The organism is Microbacterium sp. M28, assembly GCF_025836995.1.
Classification (GTDB): Bacteria; Actinomycetota; Actinomycetes; order Actinomycetales; family Microbacteriaceae; genus Microbacterium.
On sequence record NZ_CP107546.1, the window covers coordinates 1195940 to 1216647 of the forward strand.

A 20708-nucleotide genomic window follows, 5' to 3' on the forward strand; every position below is an offset into this window, starting at 1 on the left:
GAGCGCATGCAGTTCGAACCCGGTGATCGCCGTCGCCGCCTGCCGCGCCATCTGCGCCAGCCGGACGCGGCTCCCGAGGCTTTCATGTACACGATCCGGCCGGCGACGGCGCGCGATCTGCCCGATGTCCGCGAGATCTACAACCACTACGTCGCCAACTCAGCGGTCACCTTCGACAGCCGGCGCAGCACGCACCGCTACTGGCGCGACAGGCTCGCCACACTGACGAAGCTCGGCCTGCCGTTCCTCGTCGCGGTCGCGCCTTCGGGAAACGTCCTCGGCTACGCGCTGGTCTCGCCGTGGCAGGGGAGGAACTCGTATCGCTACACGGTCGAGGACTCGATCTACCTCGGCCCTGGCGCAGGCGGAAAGGGTCTAGGGACAGCGCTTCTGCAGGCTCTGATCGAGGCGTGCGAGGCCATCGGGCTGCGCGAGATCATGGCGGTCATCAGCGACAGCAACGCCGAGGCATCCATCCGGCTGCACGCGCGGCTCGGGTTCGTCGAGGTCGGCCGGCTGGGCAAGGTGGACTACAAGTTCGGTCGGTCGATCGGGTCGGTGTACCTGCAACGGCGTCTCGCGCCGAAGGGTCGGCGCTGGGGGATGCGCTCCGCCCGCTGATCAGCTGTCGCGTTGCTCGATCACCGGGATCGCGGCGAGCAGCGCCCTGGTGTACTCCTCGCGCGGATGCAGCAGCACCGCGTCGGTCGAGCCCCGCTCGACGATGTGACCGTCCTTCATGACGACGACCGTGTCGCAGAGGTTCTGCACGACGCCGATGTCGTGCGACACGAGCAGCAGCGTCAGGTCTTCGGTCCGCTTGAGCTCGGCGAGCAGTTCGAGGATCTGCGCGCGGACGGTGACGTCCAGCGCGGACATCGGCTCGTCGCCGACGAGGATGCGCGGACGGTGCACGATCGCCCGCGCGAGCGCGATCCGCTGGCGCTGGCCGCCTGAGAATTCGTGCGGGTACCGGTCGGCCATGTCCGCGTCCAGGCCCACCTGCCCGAGGACCTCCCGGACGCGGGCACGATGGTCGCCGCCGATGCCGAGCGCCCACAGCGGCTCGGCGATGATCCGCCCCGCGCTCATCCGCGGATCGAGCGAGGCGTACGGATCCTGGAAGACCAGGCCGGTGAGTCGGCGCAGCCAGTGCAGGGATCGGGCGGATGCCGAGGCATCCACTCGACGGCCATCGACGTCGACGGTGCCTGCGGTGGGCAGATCGAGTCCGAGCAGAAGCCGGACGAGCGTCGATTTCCCCGAACCGGATTCGCCGATGATGCCGACCGACGACCCTGGCGCGATGTCCAGGTCGGTCGGGTGCAGGGCCGTGGATCTGCGGGCGGGCGCGAACATGGTCCGGCGGGGAACGGCGAACTCCCGGCTGAGCCCCCTGGCCTCGATGATGCTCATCGTGCGCCTCCGTCCGGTCGCCACAGAGTGGCGGTGGCGTCGCGCAGCAGCCCCTGGGTGATGGGGGACGTCGGTCTGCTCAGCAGCGTGGACACCGGTGCCGACTCGACGACACGGCCGTGCTCGAGCACGACGCCGTGCGTGGCGACCCGGGCGAGGACCGCGAGATCGTGGGTGATGAACACGAGCGACATGCCCTCGTCCTGCACCAGGCCGAGCAGGAGGTCCAGGATCTCGGCCTGGATCGTGACGTCGAGTGCGGTCGTGGGCTCGTCGGCGATGAGCAGGCGAGGACGGCAGGCGAGCGCCATGGCGATCGCCACGCGCTGACGCTGGCCGCCTGACAGCTGATGCGGGTAGCGACCGACGATCGACTCCGGGTCGGGCAGACGCACGCGCCGGGCCTCGTCGATCGCGCGTGCTGCGGCCTCCCGGCGCGTGGCGCCCGTGTGGATGCGGAGGGATTCCGCGATCTGGCGCCCGACGGTGCGGATCGGGTTGAGGGCGGTGCGCGGTTCCTGGAACACGATGCCGATGTCGTCGCCGCGGAAGTGCGCGAGTTCGCGGTCCGGCATCCCGAGCAGCTCGGTGTCTCCCCAGCGGATGCTGCCGCTCGCCGTGGCGCCTGCGGGCAGCAGGCCCAGGATCGCGAGCGCCGTGAGCGACTTGCCGGAACCCGACTCGCCGATCAGCCCGAGCCGGGCGCCCGACGGCACCTCAAACGAGATGCCGTCGATCACGCGCCGGCCGCCGATATCGACCACGAGATCCGACACGGTCAGCCGCGCCGTGGCCTGGGCTGGAGCGCTCACGCGACGACCTCCGGTGTGTGGATCTCGGCGGCGCGGTGCGCGAGCGTCGGGTCGGTGGCCTCCCGGAGGCTGTCGCCGAGGAGGTTGAGACCGAGCACGGTGAGCGTGATCGCGAGCCCTGGCCAGATGACCGACAGCGGATGGATGCCGATGTAGCGCTGCAGGTCGGCGAGCAGGATGCCCCAGGACGGTTCGACGACGCTCGCGCCGAATCCGAGGTAGCTCAGACCGGCCTCCGCGAGCACGGCGACCGCCATCGACCAGGACAGCTGCACGATGAACACGGGGGCCACGTTCGGAAGCAGGTGCCTGGTGAGGCTCTGGGCCGCGGTGAGGCCGGACGCACGACCGGCGAGGACGAAGTCGCTCTGCTGCACGCGCCGCAGTTCGGGCCGCGTCACGCGGGCGATGTTCACCCCGAACCCGATGCCGACGGACCAGATCACGACCCACAGCGACCCGCCCCACACGGAGGAGATCATCATCGCGATGATGAGCACGGGGAAGGCGATGAGGATGTCCACGAGCACGGCGACGGTCTCGCGCATCCACCGGGCGGTCAGGGCCCCGAGCGCGGCGAGCGAGACACCGACCAGCGTCGCGATGATCGCTGCCCCGATGCTCACGAACACCGTCGTTCGGGCTCCGGTCATGAGGAGGCTGAGGATGTCGCGCCCTGTGCCGTCCGTGCCGAGCAGGTGCGGCCAGCTCGGGGCGGCCCAGCGGTCGCTCAGATCGGTGGTCAGCGGGGTGAACGGCGTCCAGAACAGCGAGATCAGGGCGGTTGCGGCGATCACGACGACGACGATGATGCCGAAGCGCCCGGTCGCGGAGTTCCAGAGCGCGCGCAGCCAGCGGGGCGTCATGTGGCCTCCCGCTGTCGAGGATCGACGATGTGGTGCACGAGGTCCACCAGGAACCCGACCACGAGCACGAAGCCGGTGAGGACCAGCAGCTCGCTCTGGACCTTGATCAGATCGCGGGTGCCGACGTCGGCCACCAGCATCCGCCCGATACCGGGCAGGGTGAACAGCTGCTCGATCACGACGGAGCCGACGATGATCCCGGCGACCTGCAGCCCCAGCACCGTGATGATCGACAGCCCGACCGCGGGGATGCCGTGCTGGACCAGCGCACGATTGCGGCTGAGCCCCTTGGCGGCAGCCGTCCGGACGAAGTCCTGGCCGGCGGCCTGCAGCGTGGCGCTGCGCACGAACCGCAGCAGCATGGCTCCCTCGACGATCCCGATCGTCAGAGCGGGGAGCAGGAGGGCGCGCAGCGCCTGCCATGGCTCCCGCCATCCGTCGCGCGGGAAGCCCTGGGCGGGCAGCCAGCCGAGCCAGATCGCGAACACGACGATCAGCATCATCCCCGCCCAGACGACGGGGACCGCGGCGAACGCCTGCGCGGCGACGCTGATCCCGGTCCCCGCGGCACGGCCGCGCAGCACGGCGGACACGATGCCGAAGGGCACCGCGATCAGCAGGGCGATCAGCAAGGACAGGATGCCGAGCGGTACAGTCACCTGCGCTTTCAGCACGAGCTCCTCGCCGACCGAGGCACCGGACAGCATCGACGTGCCGAGGTCGCCGCGCAGGATCCCCCCGATCCAGTCGAGGTACTGGGCGACGAGCGGCCGATTCAACCCGAGCGATTCCCTCAGCTGCTCGACCTGCTCCTGGCTCGCCTGGGTGCCGGCGATCAACTGGGCGACGTCTCCGGGGAAGACCCGCAGAGTGAGGAAGATCAGCACGCTCGACACGAGGAGCCCCGCGATCAGCAGGGCTCCTCGTGCGAGCGCGTATCTCAGCATCCGCTGATCAGTCGGCGGCGACCGTCACGCCGGCCAGATTGATGCGCGAGTTGATGGAGTCCTCGGGGAATCCGGACACGATCGGCCGTACTGCGGTGATCGTCTCGCCGTTGTAGAGCCAGTCGGCCGCGTGGTCCTCCGAGACGATGCGGGCGGCTTCGGCCAGCAGCTCGGCCGATGCCTCGGGGTCGACCTCGGCGAGGGCTTCGGCGTACAGCGCCTGCACGTCGGGGTTGTCGTAGCCGAAGTAGTACTCCGGGTTCGCGAAGTTGCCGAAGTCGCGGGGCTCGACGTGCAGCACGAAGCTGAGGTCGAAGTCCTTGTTCGTGTAGACGTCCTCGAGCCAGGTGGCGAACTCGACGGGTTCGACATCGAGGGTCACCCCGACCTCGGCGAAGTCCGAGATGAGCACCTGCGACACCGTCGTGCCGTAGAAGCTCGGGATCGTCAGCGTCAGTTCCAGATCCTCCTGGCCGGCCTCGGCGAGCAGCTCCTGGGCGCGCTTCGGGTCGTACGGCGCGACGTCGGAGAGGTCCTCATAGCCGGGGTCCAGCTCGGGGATCGGACCGTAGAGCGTCTGTCCGGCGCCCACGGCCTCGATGAGGGCCTCGTGGTCGATCGCCAGTCGCAGCGCCTCGCGGACGCGCACGTCGTCCAGCGGCGCGGCGGCGTTGTTGAACGCGAGCGTCGCCTTGTCGGTCGTGCTGCCCGTGGTGAGCGCGAACTCGCCGGAGTCCTCGAGCTGCGGTGCGAGGTTGGGGTCGACGGCGGTCAAGACGTCGAGGCTGCCGTCGAGCGCCGCGTTGACTCCCGAGGTGAAGTCGGGGATGTACTCGAACACCACCTCGGCGACGCCGGCGGGGTCGCCCCAGTACGCCTCGTTGCGTGCGAAGGTGATCGATGACCCCTTGCTCCAGCGCGTCAGGGTGAACGGCCCTGTGCCGTTCTCGGCCGTCTGCAGGTCGGTGGTGTCGCCGGAGCGGAACACCAGTCCGCCGGGGCCGGTGAGCGCGAACAGGAAGTTCTGGTTCGGCTCGGTCAGAGTGATGACGATCGTCGTGGCATCGGGGGCGGCGATCGAGGCGACCTGGGCGAAGTCGTCGTGGCCCTGCAGCGTGGCATCCGTGCGGACCGCCTCGTAGGACGCGACGACATCGGCGGAGGTGAGGGCTTCGCCGGTGTGGAACGTGACGCCCTCGTTGAGGGTGAACGTGTACGTCAGCCCGTCCTCTGAGACGTCGTACTCGGAGGCCAGACGGGGTTCGATCTCGTTCGTCTGGGTGCGCGTGACCAGACCCTCGTAGATGTTGTCGATGAGGATCTGCTCGAGGGCGGCGCCCGACGTGTGCCGGATGTCGAGGTTGGTGGGCTCGAGCACGAGTCCGACCGTGAGCGTGGCTTCCGGGTCGGGTTCACCGACCGAGGTCTCGACGGGCTCGGGGGCGCCGGTGCACGCGGTCAGGACGATCGCGGCGGCCGCCAGAGCGGAGACGGCGCCGAAGCGGCGTCGGGTGCGGGTGAACATGAGTGCGGGTCCTCTCAGCCGGCGGTGCTGTGTGCCGGGCGGGTCGAGCCTATGGTGCGGTGGGTACCGGGAGGGAAACGCCGGAATGCGGTGTCACATTCCGACGGACGTATGGGTGCGGATCAGGGCGGCCAGTCGGGCCGGGGCGGTCTCCTGGACGTTGTGGGTCGCGTCGATCTCGATGATCTCGGCACGGGGGAGCCGCGACCGGAAGTCGTCGGCATCCTGTGCCGTGACGTAGCCGCGCTCGGCGCGCACCAGGGTGAGCGGGGCGTCCACGCCGGACAGGTCGTCCCAGCCGGTCGGGTTCAGCACGGCTCCGGATGCCGGCCGCGCCTCCTCGTCCGGAGCGGCGAAGACCTGTGCCGCGAGGTGCGCGAAGTGATGCTTCCACACGACGCGTCCGTCATCGCGGATGCGGGAGTTGAAGAACACACCACGCTCGGTGTCCTCGCGGGATCCGCCGAGGCCGAAGGCCATCGCACGATCCACGAGCTCGTCTCGGCTGGCGAAGTCGGCGACGCGGAAGAACTCACGCAGCTCGGCCGGCCCCCCGGACGCATCGATACCCGGTGTGATGTCGACGATGATCACGTCGCGGACGAGTTCGGGGTGGGCGCTGGCGAGGGCGGCGGAGGTGAGTCCGCCGAGGGACTGGCCGACGATCACCGCGGGGGTCGTCGCCCAACGGGGCAGGACCGCCGCGATGTCGGCGGCGAGGGTCCTCGGCGAGTAGTCCAGGTCCGTGCGCCAGGAGGAGTCGCCATGGCCGGGGAGGTCGATCGCGAGCGCGGGAACCTGCAGGTGCAGCACCGTGGTGTCCCAGGTGTGCGCGTTCAACCCGGCACCGTGCAGGAGGACGATCTCCGGCTCGGCATCCCCGAAGCGCAACGCGCTGAGAACGCGTCCGTCGCCGAGGTCTGCGGTCACGCGGGTGGCGGCGGGTACGGCGACGGAGGCGCTGCGGGCCTGTGCGGGCAGGTAGCGGAACTCGCTGATGTCGGTCGGCACAACCCATATTCTGCTCTGTCGCTCCGCGGCCGCGAAATGCGGACGCATAATGCACGGCTGAGCACCGCTTTTACTTGCATATCTGCATATCAGAGTACGACATAGGTTTGCTGTTTGCATTTCTGTTGGCCGGGTTGCTGCGCAGGAAAAGTCATAAGCTGGAACCATGACCGAGACGCGCGTGCACCTTTCCAGGACTGAGCCTGCCGCCTATCAGGCGCTGGATGCCTTCTCCAAGACCGTCGGCGAGATCTGTGCGGCGAACGGCATCGACGATCGTCTGAAGGAGATCGTCATGATCCACTGCTCGCAGCTCAACGGGTGCGCGTACTGCACGCGTATCCATGTCGATCGCGCGGTCGCCGCAGGGCTGGATGCCGACGCGCTCACTCAGATCCCCACCTGGCGGGAGAGCGGCGTGTTCTCCGATCGTGAGCGGGCGGCGCTGGAGCTCGCGGAGGCCTTCACGTTCATCCACGAGGACGGCATCCCGGACGATGTGTACGACACTGTCGGCAGTGTGTTCACGGAGAAGGAGTACGCCGCTCTGAGCTGGGCCTGCGTATCCATCAACGCGTTCAACCGGATCGTGGTGGCCGGGCGCTACCCGGTGCCGCCCCGTGGTGGTCAGGGGCAGGCATGACCCTGCTCGTCATCGACGGCGTGTGGAATGCGCGAGACGTCGGAGGCATCCCGGCAGTATCCGGTCGCATCGCGTCCGGACGGCTCCTGCGCTCGGCGAACCTGGCAGGGATCACGAGCGAGGGGGCACGTGCGCTGAGCGAGCGGGTCGATCGCATCGTCGACCTGCGTGCGGATGACGAAGTGGCCATGGAGCCGTCGGCCGTGCAAGGGGTGCAGACGACCCATCTGCCGCTGTTCCTGGGGTCGGTCGCGTCCTTCTTCGAGGAGGACACCAGTCTGGATGATCTGTACGCGCACTTGCTCGAGCAGAGCGGCCCGCGGCTGGTGGAGGCGCTGCGCATCGTCGCCCGTGGCGGGCGCACTCTCGTGCACTGCACGGTGGGGAAGGACCGCACCGGCGTGACGGTCGCGCTGGCGCTGGATGCCGTCGGAGCCGATCGCGAGGCGATCATCGCCGACTATGCCCTGACCGAATCGCAGCTGCCTGTCGAGCGGAATCGGCGGATCGCCGCGTACCTGCGATCGCAGCACCCGGACGCCAGGCACGTCGTCGCGCTCGCCACGCAGTCGCCCGCTCCTGTCATGCGAGGCCTGCTCGCCTCGATCGATGAACGCTGGGGCTCCACCCCCGAATACCTTCGAACGCAGGGGATGACGGATGCCGAGCTCACCGCGTTGCGCGACGCGCTCGTCGAGGCGGACGGTGACGGGGGATCAGACCCGCGCTGACACCGGACGGTCGACATCGGCGTGCGGAAGCTGACGAAGGTAAGGCAACCCTTCATACGGTGATACGATGAAGGCATCATGAGCAGCGCCTCCATCGAGTACCGATCCGCACGCGCCGAGCGCCGTGCGGCGCGTCAGCGCTCCCACCATCTGGTGACCGCAGACGAGAACTCGCTCGCCGACCTCGAGGTCCTCCTCGCGGCCCTGCCCCTGTGCGCGACCGGGCGGATCTTCATCGAGGTCGCCGATCAGGCCGACATCGGCGTGGTCCAGGCTCCGCCGCGGATGACCGTCACGTGGCTCGCACGCTCCGCGCGATCCGGCGCTCTCGGCACCGGACGCGGCTGCGCACCAGGGATGGCTTTGGCACGTGCGACGTGCGCGTGGGCGGATGAGATGCTCTGCGAGGACGGCGCCGCGACCAACGTCACGCTGCTGGGCGGCTACCTCGGCACGGCGGACATCGTCGACCACCTGACGGCCGTGCTCGGCGTCCCGGCGTCGTCGATCCACGCGCCGGAGCAGTTCGGTCTCCTCCCCACCGAACGCTGAATCAGCGGCCGGTGCGTCGGACGTAGTTGCCGTCCTCAAGGCCCGCTTCGATCTCGAACCGATTGCGCAGCGGATCGCGACCGGCGAACAGGTAGAGGACCGGCATCAGGAATCCGTAGCGCAGCCACTGCACCCTGTGCACGGCCTCGTGTCGCAGGATGGCGTCCGACGGCTTCCTGTCGCCGGTGAGGAAGCAGCCGCCCACGCAGACGCCGCCGCGGGCGAACGTCCACGACGGCATCCCGCGGAAGATCCACAGGCCGTGCCGGCGTTCGACGGGCCCGGTGCTCCACAGCGTTCCCCAGACCCACCCGACGGCAGTGCCCCACAGGTAGCCGATCCGGCTGATCGGCGAGCGGAGCAGGAACGAGGGGATGCGACGATCGAATCGTCGGCCTCGGTCGAGCACGGCCTGGGCGCGCTCCTGCCAATCCGCCGGAGGAGCGGGGCTCACGCGACGGCTCCGACCAGGCGGAGCAGCGTCCCCAGGTCTTCGACGGCGTCCACGGGGGAGCGCGGCGCGAAGCCCGAGATCGTCGCACCGGCGAGCGGCACGCGCTCGCGGAGGCGGCGCAGGGCGGCGCTGAGCTCCGCGGCGTTCGCGCCGAACGGAGCGGGGCTCGAGACGCCGATGATCTCGGAGGGGTCCAGCACGTCGACGTCGATGTGGACCCACACGCGAGCGGCGCCGGTCGCCGCGATGGCGGCGGCGAGCGAATCGGGGTCCGACAGGGCGTCGGCGGCGATCCCGGTCAGACGCGAGAGCGGTTCCTCCTCGGCGACGTCGACGGCTCTGGCTCCGACGATGACGACGCGCTCCGCAGGGATGCCGGGTGCGAGAGCGAGCTGCGGCTCTCCCTCGCCGAGCACGGCGCGCAGGGCCATTCCGGAGAACGCGCCTGAGGGCGACGTCTCCGGCGTGTGCAGATCGGGGTGCGCGTCGCACCACAGCACGGCCAGATCGTCGGTGCCGCCCTCGATCGCGTCGAGAGCGGCGACGGTGATGCTGCAGTCGCCGCCGATGAGGACGGCTCCCGGTTCGAGACTGTCGCGGACGAGTTCGCGCACGCGCTGCAGCGCGCTCAGGCGATGCACTCCCGTGCCGAGCGACTCGCCTGCTTCGAGCGGGACGTCCAGGACGGTGGTTGCGGCGCGGGGGAGGTCGCCGGCGATGGCCGCGGCCCCGTCGGTGAGGAGCATCGCACGAGCGGCGGGGGAGCCCTGCCACTGCGGCACGACGAGGAAGTGGGCCATTTCGACCTCCGGATAGGGGAAACGCGGATGCTCCGGACCGTCCGGCCCGGAGCATCCGCCTGGTGTCAGGAGCCGAGCTGGCCCTGCGGCGTGCCGCCGGCCTTGAGCTCGGCCAGACGCGCCTCGACCTCGGTGAGCTCGCCGAGGTCGTCGAGGCTCTCGAACTGGGCGTCGAGGCTCGACGCCGCCAGCTCGACCTTGCCCTGGGCGATGGCCTCCTGGCGGCGGACCTTGTCCTCGAACCGGCCCAGCTCGCTGGTCGGGTCGAGCACGTTGATCGACGAGACGGCATCCTGCACCTTCGTCTGGGCCTCGGCGACCTTGGCGCGGGCGAGCAGCTCGCTGCGCTTGGCCTTGAGCTCGCCGAGCTTCTCCTTCATGCCGTTCAGGCCGCTCTTGAGCTTGTCGACGATCTCGGTCTGCGCCGCGATCGTGGGCTCGGCCGTCTTCGCGTCGCGCTCCTCGCTGATCTGACGCTGGAGCGCGATCTTGGCGAGGCTGTCGAACTTGTCCGCATCCGCGGTGTTACCGGTCGAGCGCAGCTCGTCGGCCTTGCGGCTCGCGGCGAGCGCCTTGTTGCCCCAGTCCTTGGCGGCCTGGATGTCTTCCTCGTGGTCGCGCTCGAGCAGACGCAGGTTGCCGATGGTCTCGGCGATCGCCGCCTCAGCGTCCGCGATGCTGTTCGTGTAGTCGCGCACGAGCTGGTCGATCATCTTCTGCGGGTCCTCGGCGGAGTCGAGGAGCGAGTTGATGTTCGCGCGGACGAGGGTCGAGATTCGCCCGAAGATGGACTGCTTTACCATGGGTGATTCCTTTCGGTTGGTCGTAGAGGTCGTTGACGTCGTTCAGGTCTGCGGATGCCGGGTCAGAAGCGACCGCCTCGGGATCGCCCGCCTCGGGAGGCGCCGCGCGAGCCGCCGCCGAAGCTGGAGGGCCGGTGCCCGCGGCTGCTGCTGCCGCCGCTGGAGCGCCAACTGCTGCCGCCGCTCCAGGAGCCGCCGCCACCGCCTCCTCCTCCGCCGGCGAAGAGTCCGCCGAGGATGCCGCCGAGGATGTCTCCGCCGATGCCGCTGTCCCGGCTGTAGTTCCCGCCGTAACCGGTGCCGTAGCCCGTGTCGAACGGATTGCCCGGCGTCCAGGACTGCACTTCGGCCTCGGCCGCGCTGATCGCCTCAGAGGCGAGGTTGTACGCGCGGGTCGCGCGCTCGAGCGCGAAGGCCGGGTCGGTCGTCTGCGCGGCGACGGCCTCGCGGTAGGTTGCGTCGGCTTCGGCCAGGCGCGTGCGCGCTGTCGCACCGATCGCACCCCGGCGCGTGAGGATGTAATCGTTGGCGGCGGTGATCTGCGACTGCGCCTGGATCAGTCTCTGCTGCAGTGCGCGCGCCGCGCGCTGCGCCTGTTCGGCGGCGTCGCGCACCTGGGCGAGTACGCCGTCGATCTGCACGTTCGCCTCGGTGAGGGTGTCGACGGTGCGCTGCGGGTCGCGACGCGCAGCGGTGAGGGCGGCCTTCGCCTCATCGACTCTCGCCCGCGTGCCGGCGATGAGCGGGGCGATGGTTCCGTGGGGATCGGGTGTCTGCGACGCTGCGGCGAGATCAGCCTCGAGTTCGGCGATGAGCGCCTTCGCCTGGTCTTCGATCGCGGCCAGATTCGTGCCGAGCGTCGTCACGGCCGCGGCGAGCTGCTCGGCCTGGATCACGGCCTGTTCGGCGGTGCGGATCGAGAAGGCGGCCTCGCCGGTGCGGGCGTCGGCGATGAGGCTCGCCGCCTCGGCGATCTCGGTGTCCGCGAGTGCGAGCCGTTCGGCGGCCTGAACCGGATTCTCCGCGACCGTGCTCAGGGCAGCGGCGTCATAGATCGCGGCAAGCGTCGCGAGCGCCGCTGGTAGACCCGAGACGGCCGTCTGCGCCTCGCTGCGGCGCACCTGCACGCGCTGCAGCGCGGCTGGCGCCTCGGCCTCCACCTTCCGCAGCTGTTCGAACGTCTCGATGTTCGCGTCGAGCAGTTCGTCGGCTTCCGTGCAGAACTGGATGATCCGGATGTGCCAGGCGCGGCGCTGCTCGACGGAGTCCTCGTTCTCGTCGTCGAGCTGCTGCTTGAGCGCGAACGCCTCGGCGACCTTCGCCTTGGCCTGGTCGACGACCTGCACGAACTGCGCGGTCGACTCGTCGCCGAACTGCGCGACGGCGAAGCCCAGCTCCTCGCGACTGGACGTGATCGCGTCGTCCGCCTCGACGAGCGCCCGGCCGGCCTGGCGCTCCAGATCGGCGTCGCTCACGGCCGAGAACGGATCGTTCGGGTCGGGAACAGCGGGCTGGGCGCCTCTGGCCTTCTTCTTCGCGCGCGCCACGAGCCAGATGATCAGCACGACGACCGCGGCGGCGATCAGGACGAACAGCAGGATCCATCCCGCGTTCGACGGGCCGGGGAAGGCATCGGCGGCCGCCACGATGGCGCCGTCCCAGTCACCGTCGCGAAGCCGGTCCTCGATCGCCTGCGTGATCGTATCGAGCTGGCTGTCGCTGAGCGGCCCCTCGCCGTCGGCGGACAGGGCGTACTGACGGGACTCGACGGCGATCGCGAGCAGGTATTGATCGGCGCCCAGCCCGTTGTCGATCGCCGTCTGGTCGGCCCATTCGACGTTGTCGGACGGGTCCGTGAATTCGTCGACGATCACGACGTACAGGTCGCCCTCGGATGCGTCGCTCAGCGTGTCCAGTCGTGCGTTCGCCGCGTCGAGTTCAGAAGCGCTGAGCACTCCGGCTTCGTCGGTCACGAACCCGGCATCCAGTGTGACCGGTGGTGTCGCCACGGCGCTCGAGGCGAGGAATCCGGAGGCGAACACCGCCACGATCATCCCCAGGATGATCGTCATCCGTGACCGCATTCTGCTCCCTCCAGGGAGACGCTGGGCCCCCACTGAGCACGAGTCTATTCACTGACGTGAACCGAGGGTACCGACTGTACGGAAACTGTCTGTGTCGTCGCAGGGAAGCGGTTCGGAGCCGCATACGCTGGAAGGCATGGAGGACAGGTACGGCGCGGATGTGCTCGCGAAGGGCTGGCGCGAACGCGCCGCGAAGCAGATCCCAGAGGTCCCCGCGGAGGCCGACCTCGTCGTCGAGGTCGCGGACGACGGGTTCTGCGGCGCGGTGACGAAGGTGCAGTCGGGCACCGTTGAGCTGGAGGACTGGAAGGGGCGCAGAAGGCTGTTCCCCCTCGGTGGGGGATTCCTCATCGACGGCGAACCCGTCAGACTCGTCCCGCCTGCTCCCAAGGACAAGGGGCCCCGACGGACGGCATCCGGATCCTTCGTCGTGGCGGACCAGCGCGCCCGCGTGGCGCTGCCGAGCCGCATCCTCGTCGAAGGCCGCCACGACGCCGAACTCGTCGAGAAGGTGTGGGGCGCCGACCTGCGCGTCGAAGGCGTCGTCGTCGAGTACCTGCAGGGCGTCGACCTGCTCGACGAGCTGCTCGCGGCCGAGCCGCCGAGCGCGAAACGCCGCTATGGTGTGCTCGTCGACCATCTCGTCCCCGGGTCCAAGGAATCGCGCATCGCGGAAGCCGTCGCACGAGGACCGCACGGTGCACACGTCCGCATCGTCGGGCACCCGTACGTCGACGTGTGGCAGTGCGTGAAACCGGAAGCGCTGGGCATCGCGCGCTGGCCGGAGATCCCTCGGGGCATCGAGTGGAAGGTGGGCATCTGCAAGGCGTTCGGATGGCCGCACGAGGACCAGGCCGACATCGCCCGCGCCTGGCAGGCCATCCTGAGCAAGGTCACCACCTATCGCGACCTCGAACCGACGCTCCTCGGCCGGATCGAGGAGCTCATCGACTTCGTCACCGCCCCGTGAGGACGCCTCGCCGCCGCGACTACCCTTGAGGTATGCCCGAGCCCCGCACGTTCCGTGATGAACCCGTGTCCTTCGTCCGCCGCAGCGGCCGCATGTCGGAGGCGCAGGAGCGGGCGTTCGAGGAACTCTCCGGTCACTACCTGCTCGATGTTCCGCGCGCCATCGCCTCGACGAGCGTCCATGCCGATGCGCGACTCGACGTCGCAGCCGAGTACCGCCGCGACGCGGCGCTGATCGTCGAGATCGGGTCCGGCCAGGGCCACGCGATCGTGTCTGCTGCCGCCGCGCGCCCCGAAGACGACTTCCTGGCGATCGAGGTGTTCCGCGCCGGGCTCGCGCGCACGATGCTGGATGCCGACAAGGCGGGCGTCCGCAATCTGCGGCTCGTCGAGGCGAACGCACCTGAGGTCCTGGCGACCTATCTCCCGGAGGCGAGTGCCTCCGAGGTCTGGGTGTTCTTCTCCGACCCGTGGCACAAGAAGCGGCACACGAAGCGGCGACTGATCCGCGATGGATTCGGTGCGACGGCCGCCAGGGCGCTCGCCGACGGCGGGCTGCTGCGTCTGGCTACCGACTGGGAGGACTACGCCCTGCAGATGCGCGAGGTGCTGGACGCCGAGCCGCTGTTCGAGCGCGCGTTCGAGGGGGAGTGGGGCGATCGCTTCGACGGCCGTGCCATGACCGCGTTCGAGCGCAAGGGAATCACGAAGGGGCGCGAGATCCGCGATCTCACGTACCGCCGGAAGCCGCGCGCGTGAGCACGACCGTCGTCCGGTCCCGCTGGGGGATCGCACCCGCTGCGCTGGTCTGCCTCGCGGCGCCGGCCTTCTTCGTCGTGCAGTGGGCGTGGCTCGGCTGGGTGCTGCTGGCCGCAGGTGTCGGAGCGGCATGGATGCTCGAGCGGCGCGCCGTGACGGTAGCCGCGCCGTCGCTGACGCGGGACCTGTCGCTCATCGCGATCGGGATGCTCATCGTGAGCGTCATCCCGCTCGCGGCCGAGCTGGACAACCTCGCCATGCTGCGCTTCACGCTGGCCCTCGGCGGAGCCGTGGTCGTCCCCTACCTCGTCTCGCGGTACGTCTACCGCGACCGTGCGATCTCGTTCCCGTGGCGCACAGGACAGCGCTGGGGTCGACTGCAGTGGGGCTGGCTCGCGGCAGTCCTGGCACTGGGGTGGCTCATTCTGCCGTTCTACTTCATCACCAGCGGCGTCTACCAGAACTGGCCCGTCGTCGACACCCCGGAGCTCATCCTCCGACTTTTCGTCGGTGTCGGCGCCGTGGGCATCTGGGACGAACTGTTCTTCATCTGCACGGTCTTCGCGCTGCTGCGTCGCCACTTCCCCGACGCCGTGGCGAATGTCCTGCAGGCCGTGGTCTTCGTGTCGTTCCTGTGGGAGCTGGGCTATCGCGAGTGGGGTCCGCTGCTCACGATCCCGTTCGCGCTGCTGCAGGGATTCATCTTCCTGCGCACGCACTCGCTGGCGTACGTCGTCACGGTGCACCTGCTCTTCGATGCCGTCGTGTTCGCCGTGCTCGTGCACGCGCACAACCCGGGGATGCTGCCGATCTTCCTCGTATAGCTAAGCTCGTCTGCAGTGACACGGGGTGCCGCACGCGCGGCTGAGATCACACCCGTCGAACCTGATCTAGCTCGTACTAGCGAAGGGATGTCGCGATGCACACGCACGCACTCATCGAGCCCGTCCACCCGACCACAGAGCGCCCTGCCGGGCGAGGCAGGCTCGCGCTAGCGGCCGCCGCGGCAGGCACCGCCTTCGAGTGGTACGACTTCTTCCTCTACGGCACGGCGGCCGCGCTGGTCTTCCCCGTGGTCTTCTTCCCGGCCCAGGACCCGTTGATCGGCATCCTGCTGTCGTTCGCCACGTTCGCGACCGGATTCATCGCCCGTCCGCTCGGCGGTCTGCTGGCAGGGTCCCTCGGGGACCGGTTCGGGCGCCGGCCGGTCCTCACGGCGACGCTGCTGGTGATGGGCCTCGCCACGGTGTGCATCGGTCTGCTGCCCGGATACGCGCAGATCGGTGTGCTCGCGCCGATCGCACTGGTCGCGCTGCGCTTCGTCCAGGGCCTGGCGGCAGGCGGAGAGTGGCCGGGTGCGATACTGATGGCGCTCGAGCACGCCCCGCGCGGGCGCGGTCTGCGGGGCGGGATCGTCGCGGCCTCCCTGTACGTCGGCCTCATCCTCGGCAATCTCGCCTTCGTCGTGGTGGTCGCACTGCTGGACGAGGCGGCGCTGTTCGAGTGGGGCTGGCGGATGCCGTTCCTGGCCAGCATCCTGCTCGTCGTCGTCGGGCTCGTGCTGCGGCGCCGCGTGACGGAGTCCCCGGAGTTCCTCGCCGGTGATGACGGCGTCGAGCGGCGGCGACCTCTGCGTGAGGCGCTCAGCGCGCCGCGGAACGTGATCTCGGTCGTGCTCGTACGGACGGGGCAGAACGCCTGCTTCTACACGATCACGGTGTTCTTCCTCGGCTATGCGACGACGGTGCTGGGATTCTCGGCTCAGGTTTCCCTGACGGCAGTGCTGGTCGCGGCGGCGCTCGCCGCGGTGATGTGCCCCGTCTGGGGTGCGCTCGGCGAGCGGATCGGCATGACGACGCTCACGGCGTGCAGCCTCGCCGGGCTCGGCCTGCTCGCCGTTCCCCTGTTCCTCATCCTCGACGGCGGCAGCGCGGCGGCGATCATCGGGGTGGTCGCCGTCACGATCGGCATCGTGAACGCGGCGGCCGACGGCGTGCAGCCGCTGTGGTTCGCAGGGCTCTTCCCCGCGCGCCGCCGCTACTCCGGTATCTCGATCGGCCGCGAGATCGCCGGGGTCATCGGTGGAGGGCTGACGCCGCTCGCGGCCACGGCACTGGTCGCGGCGACGGGACACTGGTGGCCGGTGGCGGCGATCATGATCGTCGCCGCGGCCCTCGGAGTGGTTGGCGCCGTGATCGCACGCCCGGTCGATCGGCCCGTCGCGGCCCAGGAGGCAGCGAAAGACGACAGAATCAGAGCATGATCATCGCAGGGCTCATCCTCGCCGCAGCGGCAGCCGCCTTCCATGTCTTCATCTTCGCCCTCGAGTCGCTGAAGTGGACGGAGCCGTCGACACGGAAGGTGTTCGGCGTCGCGAGCGAGGCGGATGCCGAGACGATGAAGGCGCTCGCCTTCAACCAGGGCTTCTACAACCTGTTCCTCGCGCTCACGGCGTTCCTCGGTGTCGGGATGTACATCGTCGGGGCGACCACCGTCGGACTCACGCTCGTCTTCGCCGGCACCGGCATGATGCTGGCGGCGGCGCTGGTGCTGATCCTGTCGGACCGCTCCAAGGCGCGTGCGGCGACCATGCAGGGCACGCTGCCGCTGCTCGCGGTCATCGCGACGGCGATCGGCGTCGCGATCGGCTGAGCCGTTCAGCGGCCCGGCGACCCCTGCAGGTCGTCGAACAGCGCCATGACGGCGGGTCCCATCTCCATCTGCGTCAACACGATCCGGAACGTCCCGTCGGGGTCGATGAAGAAGTCGGTGCCGAGCCCGCCGGACCAGCCGAAGCGTCCCGCATGCTCGCCTGCCGTCACGACCGCCACGCCGTAACCCCAGCCCAGACCGTCCCAGAACCCGGGGAAGAAGCTGTCCGGGGTCTTCAGCGCGTCGGGTATCCGATCGGTCCGCAGTTCGGCGAGCAGCTCGGGGGAGACGAACGAACGGCCGTCGATCCTGCCGCCCGCGGCGAGCATCCGCGCGAACGCCGCGTAGTCGCGCGCGGTCGAGACGAGCTCGGCGTGACTGACATCGAACGGGGCGGGGGAGACATAGAAACCGCCGGCACGCGGCTCGATCTCGTACCGGGTCCCGTCGCCATCGCGCCCGTACGCGGCGGGCAACCGATCGGCGTCCTGCGCCGGAACGGTGAAACGGGTGTCGACCATCCCGACCGGCTCGAACACGTCCGTCGTCAGGTGCGCCTCGAGCGGACCTCCGGTCAGTCGCGAGAGCAGGATGCCGAGGATGCCGAACGAATGGTGGTAGCGCCAGCCCTGGCCTGGGTTGAACGCCAGCGGAAGCTCGGCGAGCGCGTTCAGCCAGTCCTGCGCGCCCAGTGCGACGGCCTCCTGCGACGCTTCTGTCCGGTTCGCGATCATCGCGTCCTTCAGCGGTGAGGGCGTCGCGACCATGCCGTATCCGGAGGTGTTGGTGAGCAGATGGCGAACCGTGATCGGGGCGTTCGCCGGTTCGGTGTCCGTCAGCGGAGAGATCGGCGTCCGCAGCACGCGCCGGTCCGCCAGCTCGGGCAGCCACCGCTCCACGGGATCGTCCAGACCGAGGCGTCCGTCCGCGACGAGGCGCAGGGCCGCGACCGCCGTCACCGCCTTGGTCATCGATTGGATCCGGACGATCGCGTCGTCGGCGACGTCTCCGGCGGTGGTGATGTCGAGGCGTCCGTCCGCCGTGCCGTCGGCCACGATGATCCAGGGCGCGGTACCTCGGGCGACGTGGTCGTCCAGCAGTCCGGTCAGGTCGGTCATGACGTCTCGTCTCCTCGGGTGACGGGTTGGCGGAGGATCGTGCGCCGCTTGGCAGGGTCGCCCTTGCGCGGATCGCTGAAGTAGATCTCGTGGTGTCGCCCGGTCAGCGACAGCGCGTTCTGCGGGATGAACTCGTCGTGCATGCGCTCCAGCACTGGGGCCTCGTCGTCGAAGGCGCCCACGTGGAGCGTCTGCACGCACAGGCCTTCCGTCAGGCGCTCGAGCCGCACCTCGCCGATGCGCGCGGTCGGATTCTTCGCGGATGCCGTCGCCACGGCATCCGCGAAGAGGGCGTCGTCGACCCAGTCCGGTTGCATGAGCAGGAGGGTCCACGACCACTGCGACTTGTCACGCGCCGTCGTGAACGCGGCATGATCCTCTGCCCACCAGAGCCCCTCCAGCGGCATCACCACGAAGTCGCGGTCGAGTTCGCGCTTGCTGGCGAACTTCAGGGTGTAGGCGAGTGGGTACAGCGCCTCGACGGCGGTCGTGAACTCTGGCGCCGCGTTCGGATCGCCATGGCCGTCGATCATCAGGTACTGCAGAGGCGGGACGTCGACGATGCGGAAGGCGCCCGAGCGTGCCCGGTAGGCGTCGACGGACTTCTTGAAGTCGATCTTCTCCGTCATGTAGCCATCATGGCCCGTCCGATTCGTCAGCGCACGAAACCGGCCTGCACTCGGCCGCCCGCGCGGTCCAGCTCGGCGGAGACCGCATCCGCGAGCCCGGCGTGGTCGCCGAGAAGAAGCGGGCGCGCCAGCGCGTCGGCGCGGGAGACGTCCCACTCCCGCAGTCGCCGTGGCAGGTACTTTCCGGTGCCGATCCAGCGGGCGTGGGTCAGGAGCATCAGTTCGGCGGTCCGCTCGAACAGCGTCGCGCCGACCACCTGGCGCTCGAGCGGGTCTTCTGCGTCGCGCAGGTCGTCGAGGAGGTCGGTGATGACGTACCGACGCGTGGCGAGCTCCTGATCGGTCGGAGACGGACCGGCTGCGAGGATCGGCGCCCAGTGCGCGCGCTGCCGCTCGAGTTCCGGGCCGGAGCGGACCGCGACGCCTTCGACGAGCATGTGCACGATGACCGGACGGTGCTGCGCGACACCGCGACGCGCCCACTCGTCGAACCCCCTCGGCGTGTAGGCGAACACCTCGAAGATCTCGCCCGCGTGCGCATACGTCGCCGCCATCGACTCGCGCGAGTCGTCGAAGAGGGCGTCGCCGATCAGCAGCAGGTCGATGTCGCTGGTGCGGGTGCGCTCACCGCGCGACGTGCTGCCTCCGATCACGGCGACCTCGACATCCGGGAAGTGCGCGGCGACGAAGTCCTCCGTGATGTCCGCGTATCCGCCCGGTGTCACAGCCACTTCTTCCACTTGAACGCGGCGTAGAGGCCGACGCCGACGCCGAGCATCAGCAGCATCGCGAACGGATATCCCCAGCTCCAGTGCAGTTCCGGCATCACGTCGAAGTTCATGCCGTACACGCTGCCGACAAGCGTGGGCGCGAAGAGGATGGCTGCCCACGCCGAGATCTTCTTCACCTCGTCGTTCTGCACGAGGCTGAGCTCCGTCATCCGGCGGACCTCGTCGTTCTGCCGCTGCGCGACGAGCGTGGCGTTCAGGCTCAGCGCGTTCTCCAGGATGGCGCGGAACGAGTCGGCGCGCTCGACGATGCGCAGGGTGTGGTCGAGCACGTCGCGCAGGCTGCGCTGCAGCTCGATGTCGACATCGTACTTGTCGGAGCCCCGACGCAGCGCCTCGACCATGTCGATCAGGGGGCGCGTGGCGCGCTGGAAGTTGATGACCTCGCGCGAGAGCTCGTAGATACGGCGGGACACGGCTTCGTCGCCGGCGAAGATCTGATCCTCGATCTCGTCGATGTCGTTCTCCAGCCCGGCGATCACCGGACCGTACTCGTCGACGACCTCGTCGAGGATCGCGTAGAGGACGGCCTCCGGGCCCATCGCCAGCAACTCGGGTGTCGCCTCGAGTCGCCGCCGCACGGTCCCCAGGCTCGGCGATTCGGCGTGACGGATGGTCACCACGAAGTCCTTGCCGACGAAGATGTGCAGTTCGCCGAACTCGACCACCTCGGTGGCGTCCAGGTAGCGGGCCGGGCGCAGTACCACGAACAGCGTCTCGCCGTAGCGTTCCAGCTTCGCGCGCTGGTGTCCGGAGAGGGCGTCCTCGACCGCGAGGGGGTGGAGGGAGAACTCCTCGGCGATCGAGTGCACCTCTTCGGGGCTCGGACGGTACAGGCCGATCCACGCCATGCCGGCGTTCTCGCGCATGGTCTCGTACGTGTCTGTCAGGGAGCCGGGTGCTCCGGTGCGACGTCCTTCGACGTACACGGCGTTGTCGATGAGTGCGGTCATGGGTCACCTCGATCAGGGGCGTCTGCACGACGTCGGGCGACGTCGCGGTGGGGCGCGCACACGCGCGTTCACGCCACCGCCTGCGTGCGAGGATCAACGCATCGAGATGCCGACCAGCGAAGCATGAGCGGTGGCGCGGCGACTATCACTGGACATCGCGCATCACCTGCCTTCGGGTCGGTCGTGGGGCCGGATC

23 protein-coding genes and 1 riboswitch are annotated in these 20708 nt (G+C 69.3%); of the genes, 9 read left to right on the plus strand and 14 right to left on the minus strand.

Going from position 1 to position 20708, the window contains the following annotated elements; genetic code table 11:
- Nucleotides 1–6: 6 nt before the first annotated feature.
- Entirely contained in the window at nucleotides 7–621 is a 615-nt protein-coding gene (locus tag OED01_RS05880) for a GNAT family N-acetyltransferase (RefSeq protein ID WP_264157442.1), read from the plus strand.
- On the opposite strand, the gene OED01_RS05885 is transcribed toward OED01_RS05880, so the two are convergent.
- From OED01_RS05885 to OED01_RS05910, 6 genes are all read right to left on the minus strand, one after another.
- Nucleotides 622–1416, minus strand: coding sequence for an ABC transporter ATP-binding protein (locus OED01_RS05885; RefSeq protein ID WP_264157443.1), 795 nt, complete (start codon nucleotides 1414–1416; stop codon nucleotides 622–624).
- The gene (locus OED01_RS05890) at nucleotides 1413–2228 is read right to left on the minus strand and encodes an ATP-binding cassette domain-containing protein (protein ID WP_264157444.1); all 816 of its coding nucleotides are present in this window, start codon (nucleotides 2226–2228) and stop codon (nucleotides 1413–1415) included. Before OED01_RS05890 ends, OED01_RS05885 begins: the two co-directional genes overlap by 4 nt.
- Nucleotides 2225–3094 (minus strand): ABC transporter permease, encoded by an 870-nt coding sequence (locus tag OED01_RS05895; protein WP_264157445.1) that lies wholly within the window; start codon nucleotides 3092–3094, stop codon nucleotides 2225–2227. The genes OED01_RS05890 and OED01_RS05895 overlap by 4 nt, the downstream gene beginning before the upstream one ends.
- Nucleotides 3091–4041: an ABC transporter permease gene (locus OED01_RS05900; protein WP_264157446.1), complete on the minus strand. Its 951-nt coding sequence runs from the start codon at nucleotides 4039–4041 to the stop codon at nucleotides 3091–3093. The genes OED01_RS05895 and OED01_RS05900 overlap by 4 nt, the downstream gene beginning before the upstream one ends.
- Before the next feature lie 7 nt (nucleotides 4042–4048).
- Nucleotides 4049–5566: an ABC transporter substrate-binding protein gene (locus OED01_RS05905; RefSeq protein WP_264157447.1), complete on the minus strand. Its 1518-nt coding sequence runs from the start codon at nucleotides 5564–5566 to the stop codon at nucleotides 4049–4051.
- Between the two features lie 93 nt (nucleotides 5567–5659).
- Nucleotides 5660–6577, minus strand: a complete 918-nt coding sequence (locus OED01_RS05910; protein WP_264157448.1) for an alpha/beta fold hydrolase — start codon at nucleotides 6575–6577, stop codon at nucleotides 5660–5662.
- Between the two features lie 166 nt (nucleotides 6578–6743).
- Here OED01_RS05910 and OED01_RS05915 point away from each other — a divergent pair, with 166 nt between their 5' ends.
- From OED01_RS05915 to OED01_RS05925, 3 genes are all read left to right on the plus strand, one after another.
- Nucleotides 6744–7220, plus strand: coding sequence for a carboxymuconolactone decarboxylase family protein (locus tag OED01_RS05915; protein WP_264157449.1), 477 nt, complete (start codon nucleotides 6744–6746; stop codon nucleotides 7218–7220).
- Nucleotides 7217–7951 (plus strand): tyrosine-protein phosphatase, encoded by a 735-nt coding sequence (locus tag OED01_RS05920; RefSeq protein WP_264157450.1) that lies wholly within the window; start codon nucleotides 7217–7219, stop codon nucleotides 7949–7951. The genes OED01_RS05915 and OED01_RS05920 overlap by 4 nt, the downstream gene beginning before the upstream one ends.
- A 78-nt stretch (nucleotides 7952–8029) precedes the next feature.
- A complete protein-coding gene (locus OED01_RS05925; protein ID WP_264157451.1) occupies nucleotides 8030–8503 on the plus strand; it encodes an SIP domain-containing protein in 474 nt (157 codons plus the stop codon).
- A 1-nt stretch (nucleotide 8504) separates the two neighbouring features.
- On the opposite strand, the gene OED01_RS05930 is transcribed toward OED01_RS05925, so the two are convergent.
- From OED01_RS05930 to OED01_RS05945, 4 genes are all read right to left on the minus strand, one after another.
- Nucleotides 8505–8957, minus strand: a complete 453-nt coding sequence (locus OED01_RS05930) for a Fe-S oxidoreductase (RefSeq protein ID WP_264157452.1) — start codon at nucleotides 8955–8957, stop codon at nucleotides 8505–8507.
- Nucleotides 8954–9757: an arginase family protein gene (locus OED01_RS05935; RefSeq protein ID WP_264157453.1), complete on the minus strand. Its 804-nt coding sequence runs from the start codon at nucleotides 9755–9757 to the stop codon at nucleotides 8954–8956. Before OED01_RS05935 ends, OED01_RS05930 begins: the two co-directional genes overlap by 4 nt.
- Nucleotides 9758–9822: 65 nt before the next feature.
- A complete protein-coding gene (locus tag OED01_RS05940; protein ID WP_264157454.1) occupies nucleotides 9823–10560 on the minus strand; it encodes a PspA/IM30 family protein in 738 nt (245 codons plus the stop codon).
- Between the two features lie 62 nt (nucleotides 10561–10622).
- Entirely contained in the window at nucleotides 10623–12632 is a 2010-nt protein-coding gene (locus tag OED01_RS05945) for a TPM domain-containing protein (protein ID WP_264157455.1), read from the minus strand.
- Nucleotides 12633–12780: 148 nt separating this feature from the next.
- Here OED01_RS05945 and OED01_RS05950 point away from each other — a divergent pair, with 148 nt between their 5' ends.
- The 5 genes from OED01_RS05950 to OED01_RS05970 all read left to right on the plus strand — a co-directional run bounded on the left by OED01_RS05950 (nucleotide 12781) and on the right by OED01_RS05970 (nucleotide 17024).
- Nucleotides 12781–13614: a DUF3097 domain-containing protein gene (locus OED01_RS05950; RefSeq protein WP_264157456.1), complete on the plus strand. Its 834-nt coding sequence runs from the start codon at nucleotides 12781–12783 to the stop codon at nucleotides 13612–13614.
- A gap of 32 nt (nucleotides 13615–13646) precedes the next feature.
- Complete coding sequence (gene trmB / locus OED01_RS05955) at nucleotides 13647–14372, plus strand: tRNA (guanosine(46)-N7)-methyltransferase TrmB (protein WP_264157457.1); 726 nt, start codon at nucleotides 13647–13649, stop codon at nucleotides 14370–14372.
- Nucleotides 14369–15196 carry a CPBP family intramembrane glutamic endopeptidase gene (locus OED01_RS05960; protein WP_264157458.1) on the plus strand — a complete coding sequence of 276 codons (828 nt, stop codon included), beginning with the start codon at nucleotides 14369–14371 and terminating at the stop codon, nucleotides 15194–15196. Before trmB ends, OED01_RS05960 begins: the two co-directional genes overlap by 4 nt.
- Nucleotides 15197–15207: 11 nt before the next feature.
- Nucleotides 15208–15301: riboswitch (TPP riboswitch) on the plus strand.
- The gene (locus OED01_RS05965; protein ID WP_264157459.1) at nucleotides 15292–16635 is read left to right on the plus strand and encodes an MFS transporter; all 1344 of its coding nucleotides are present in this window, start codon (nucleotides 15292–15294) and stop codon (nucleotides 16633–16635) included. It overlaps the preceding riboswitch by 10 nt.
- A complete protein-coding gene (locus tag OED01_RS05970) occupies nucleotides 16632–17024 on the plus strand; it encodes a DUF1304 domain-containing protein (RefSeq protein WP_264157460.1) in 393 nt (130 codons plus the stop codon). The genes OED01_RS05965 and OED01_RS05970 overlap by 4 nt, the downstream gene beginning before the upstream one ends.
- Before the next feature lie 5 nt (nucleotides 17025–17029).
- Here OED01_RS05970 and OED01_RS05975 read toward each other — a convergent pair whose 3' ends face one another.
- The 4 genes from OED01_RS05975 to corA are packed head-to-tail and all read right to left on the minus strand — an operon-like array spanning nucleotide 17030 to nucleotide 20512.
- Nucleotides 17030–18142, minus strand: coding sequence for a serine hydrolase domain-containing protein (locus OED01_RS05975; RefSeq protein ID WP_264157461.1), 1113 nt, complete (start codon nucleotides 18140–18142; stop codon nucleotides 17030–17032).
- A complete protein-coding gene (locus tag OED01_RS05980) occupies nucleotides 18139–18771 on the minus strand; it encodes a GyrI-like domain-containing protein (protein WP_264157462.1) in 633 nt (210 codons plus the stop codon). Before OED01_RS05980 ends, OED01_RS05975 begins: the two co-directional genes overlap by 4 nt.
- A gap of 26 nt (nucleotides 18772–18797) precedes the next feature.
- Nucleotides 18798–19502 (minus strand): nucleotidyltransferase domain-containing protein, encoded by a 705-nt coding sequence (locus tag OED01_RS05985; RefSeq protein WP_264157463.1) that lies wholly within the window; start codon nucleotides 19500–19502, stop codon nucleotides 18798–18800.
- Nucleotides 19493–20512 carry a magnesium/cobalt transporter CorA gene (gene corA, locus OED01_RS05990; RefSeq protein ID WP_264157464.1) on the minus strand — a complete coding sequence of 340 codons (1020 nt, stop codon included), beginning with the start codon at nucleotides 20510–20512 and terminating at the stop codon, nucleotides 19493–19495. Before corA ends, OED01_RS05985 begins: the two co-directional genes overlap by 10 nt.
- Nucleotides 20513–20708: the final 196 nt, after the last annotated feature.

What these genes read in the sequence shown, in the direction of transcription:
- OED01_RS05950 (WP_264157456.1), top strand. Translation starts at nt 12,781, where the DNA reads ATGGAGGACAGGTACGGCGCGGATGTGCTCGCGAAGGGCTGGCGCGAA.
- OED01_RS05925 (WP_264157451.1), top strand. Translation starts at nt 8,030, where the DNA reads ATGAGCAGCGCCTCCATCGAGTACCGATCCGCACGCGCCGAGCGCCGT.
- OED01_RS05940 (WP_264157454.1), bottom strand. Translation starts at nt 10,560, where the DNA reads ATGGTAAAGCAGTCCATCTTCGGGCGAATCTCGACCCTCGTCCGCGCG.
- OED01_RS05980 (WP_264157462.1), bottom strand. Translation starts at nt 18,771, where the DNA reads ATGACGGAGAAGATCGACTTCAAGAAGTCCGTCGACGCCTACCGGGCA.
- OED01_RS05970 (WP_264157460.1), top strand. Translation starts at nt 16,632, where the DNA reads ATGATCATCGCAGGGCTCATCCTCGCCGCAGCGGCAGCCGCCTTCCAT.
- OED01_RS05975 (WP_264157461.1), bottom strand. Translation starts at nt 18,142, where the DNA reads ATGACCGACCTGACCGGACTGCTGGACGACCACGTCGCCCGAGGTACC.
- trmB (WP_264157457.1), top strand. Translation starts at nt 13,647, where the DNA reads ATGCCCGAGCCCCGCACGTTCCGTGATGAACCCGTGTCCTTCGTCCGC.
- OED01_RS05885 (WP_264157443.1), bottom strand. Translation starts at nt 1,416, where the DNA reads ATGAGCATCATCGAGGCCAGGGGGCTCAGCCGGGAGTTCGCCGTTCCC.
- corA (WP_264157464.1), bottom strand. Translation starts at nt 20,512, where the DNA reads ATGACCGCACTCATCGACAACGCCGTGTACGTCGAAGGACGTCGCACC.
- OED01_RS05920 (WP_264157450.1), top strand. Translation starts at nt 7,217, where the DNA reads ATGACCCTGCTCGTCATCGACGGCGTGTGGAATGCGCGAGACGTCGGA.
- OED01_RS05900 (WP_264157446.1), bottom strand. Translation starts at nt 4,041, where the DNA reads ATGCTGAGATACGCGCTCGCACGAGGAGCCCTGCTGATCGCGGGGCTC.
- OED01_RS05945 (WP_264157455.1), bottom strand. Translation starts at nt 12,632, where the DNA reads ATGACGATCATCCTGGGGATGATCGTGGCGGTGTTCGCCTCCGGATTC.
- OED01_RS05880 (WP_264157442.1), top strand. Translation starts at nt 7, where the DNA reads ATGCAGTTCGAACCCGGTGATCGCCGTCGCCGCCTGCCGCGCCATCTG.
- OED01_RS05935 (WP_264157453.1), bottom strand. Translation starts at nt 9,757, where the DNA reads ATGGCCCACTTCCTCGTCGTGCCGCAGTGGCAGGGCTCCCCCGCCGCT.
- OED01_RS05905 (WP_264157447.1), bottom strand. Translation starts at nt 5,566, where the DNA reads ATGTTCACCCGCACCCGACGCCGCTTCGGCGCCGTCTCCGCTCTGGCG.
- OED01_RS05965 (WP_264157459.1), top strand. Translation starts at nt 15,292, where the DNA reads ATGCACACGCACGCACTCATCGAGCCCGTCCACCCGACCACAGAGCGC.
- OED01_RS05895 (WP_264157445.1), bottom strand. Translation starts at nt 3,094, where the DNA reads ATGACGCCCCGCTGGCTGCGCGCGCTCTGGAACTCCGCGACCGGGCGC.
- OED01_RS05915 (WP_264157449.1), top strand. Translation starts at nt 6,744, where the DNA reads ATGACCGAGACGCGCGTGCACCTTTCCAGGACTGAGCCTGCCGCCTAT.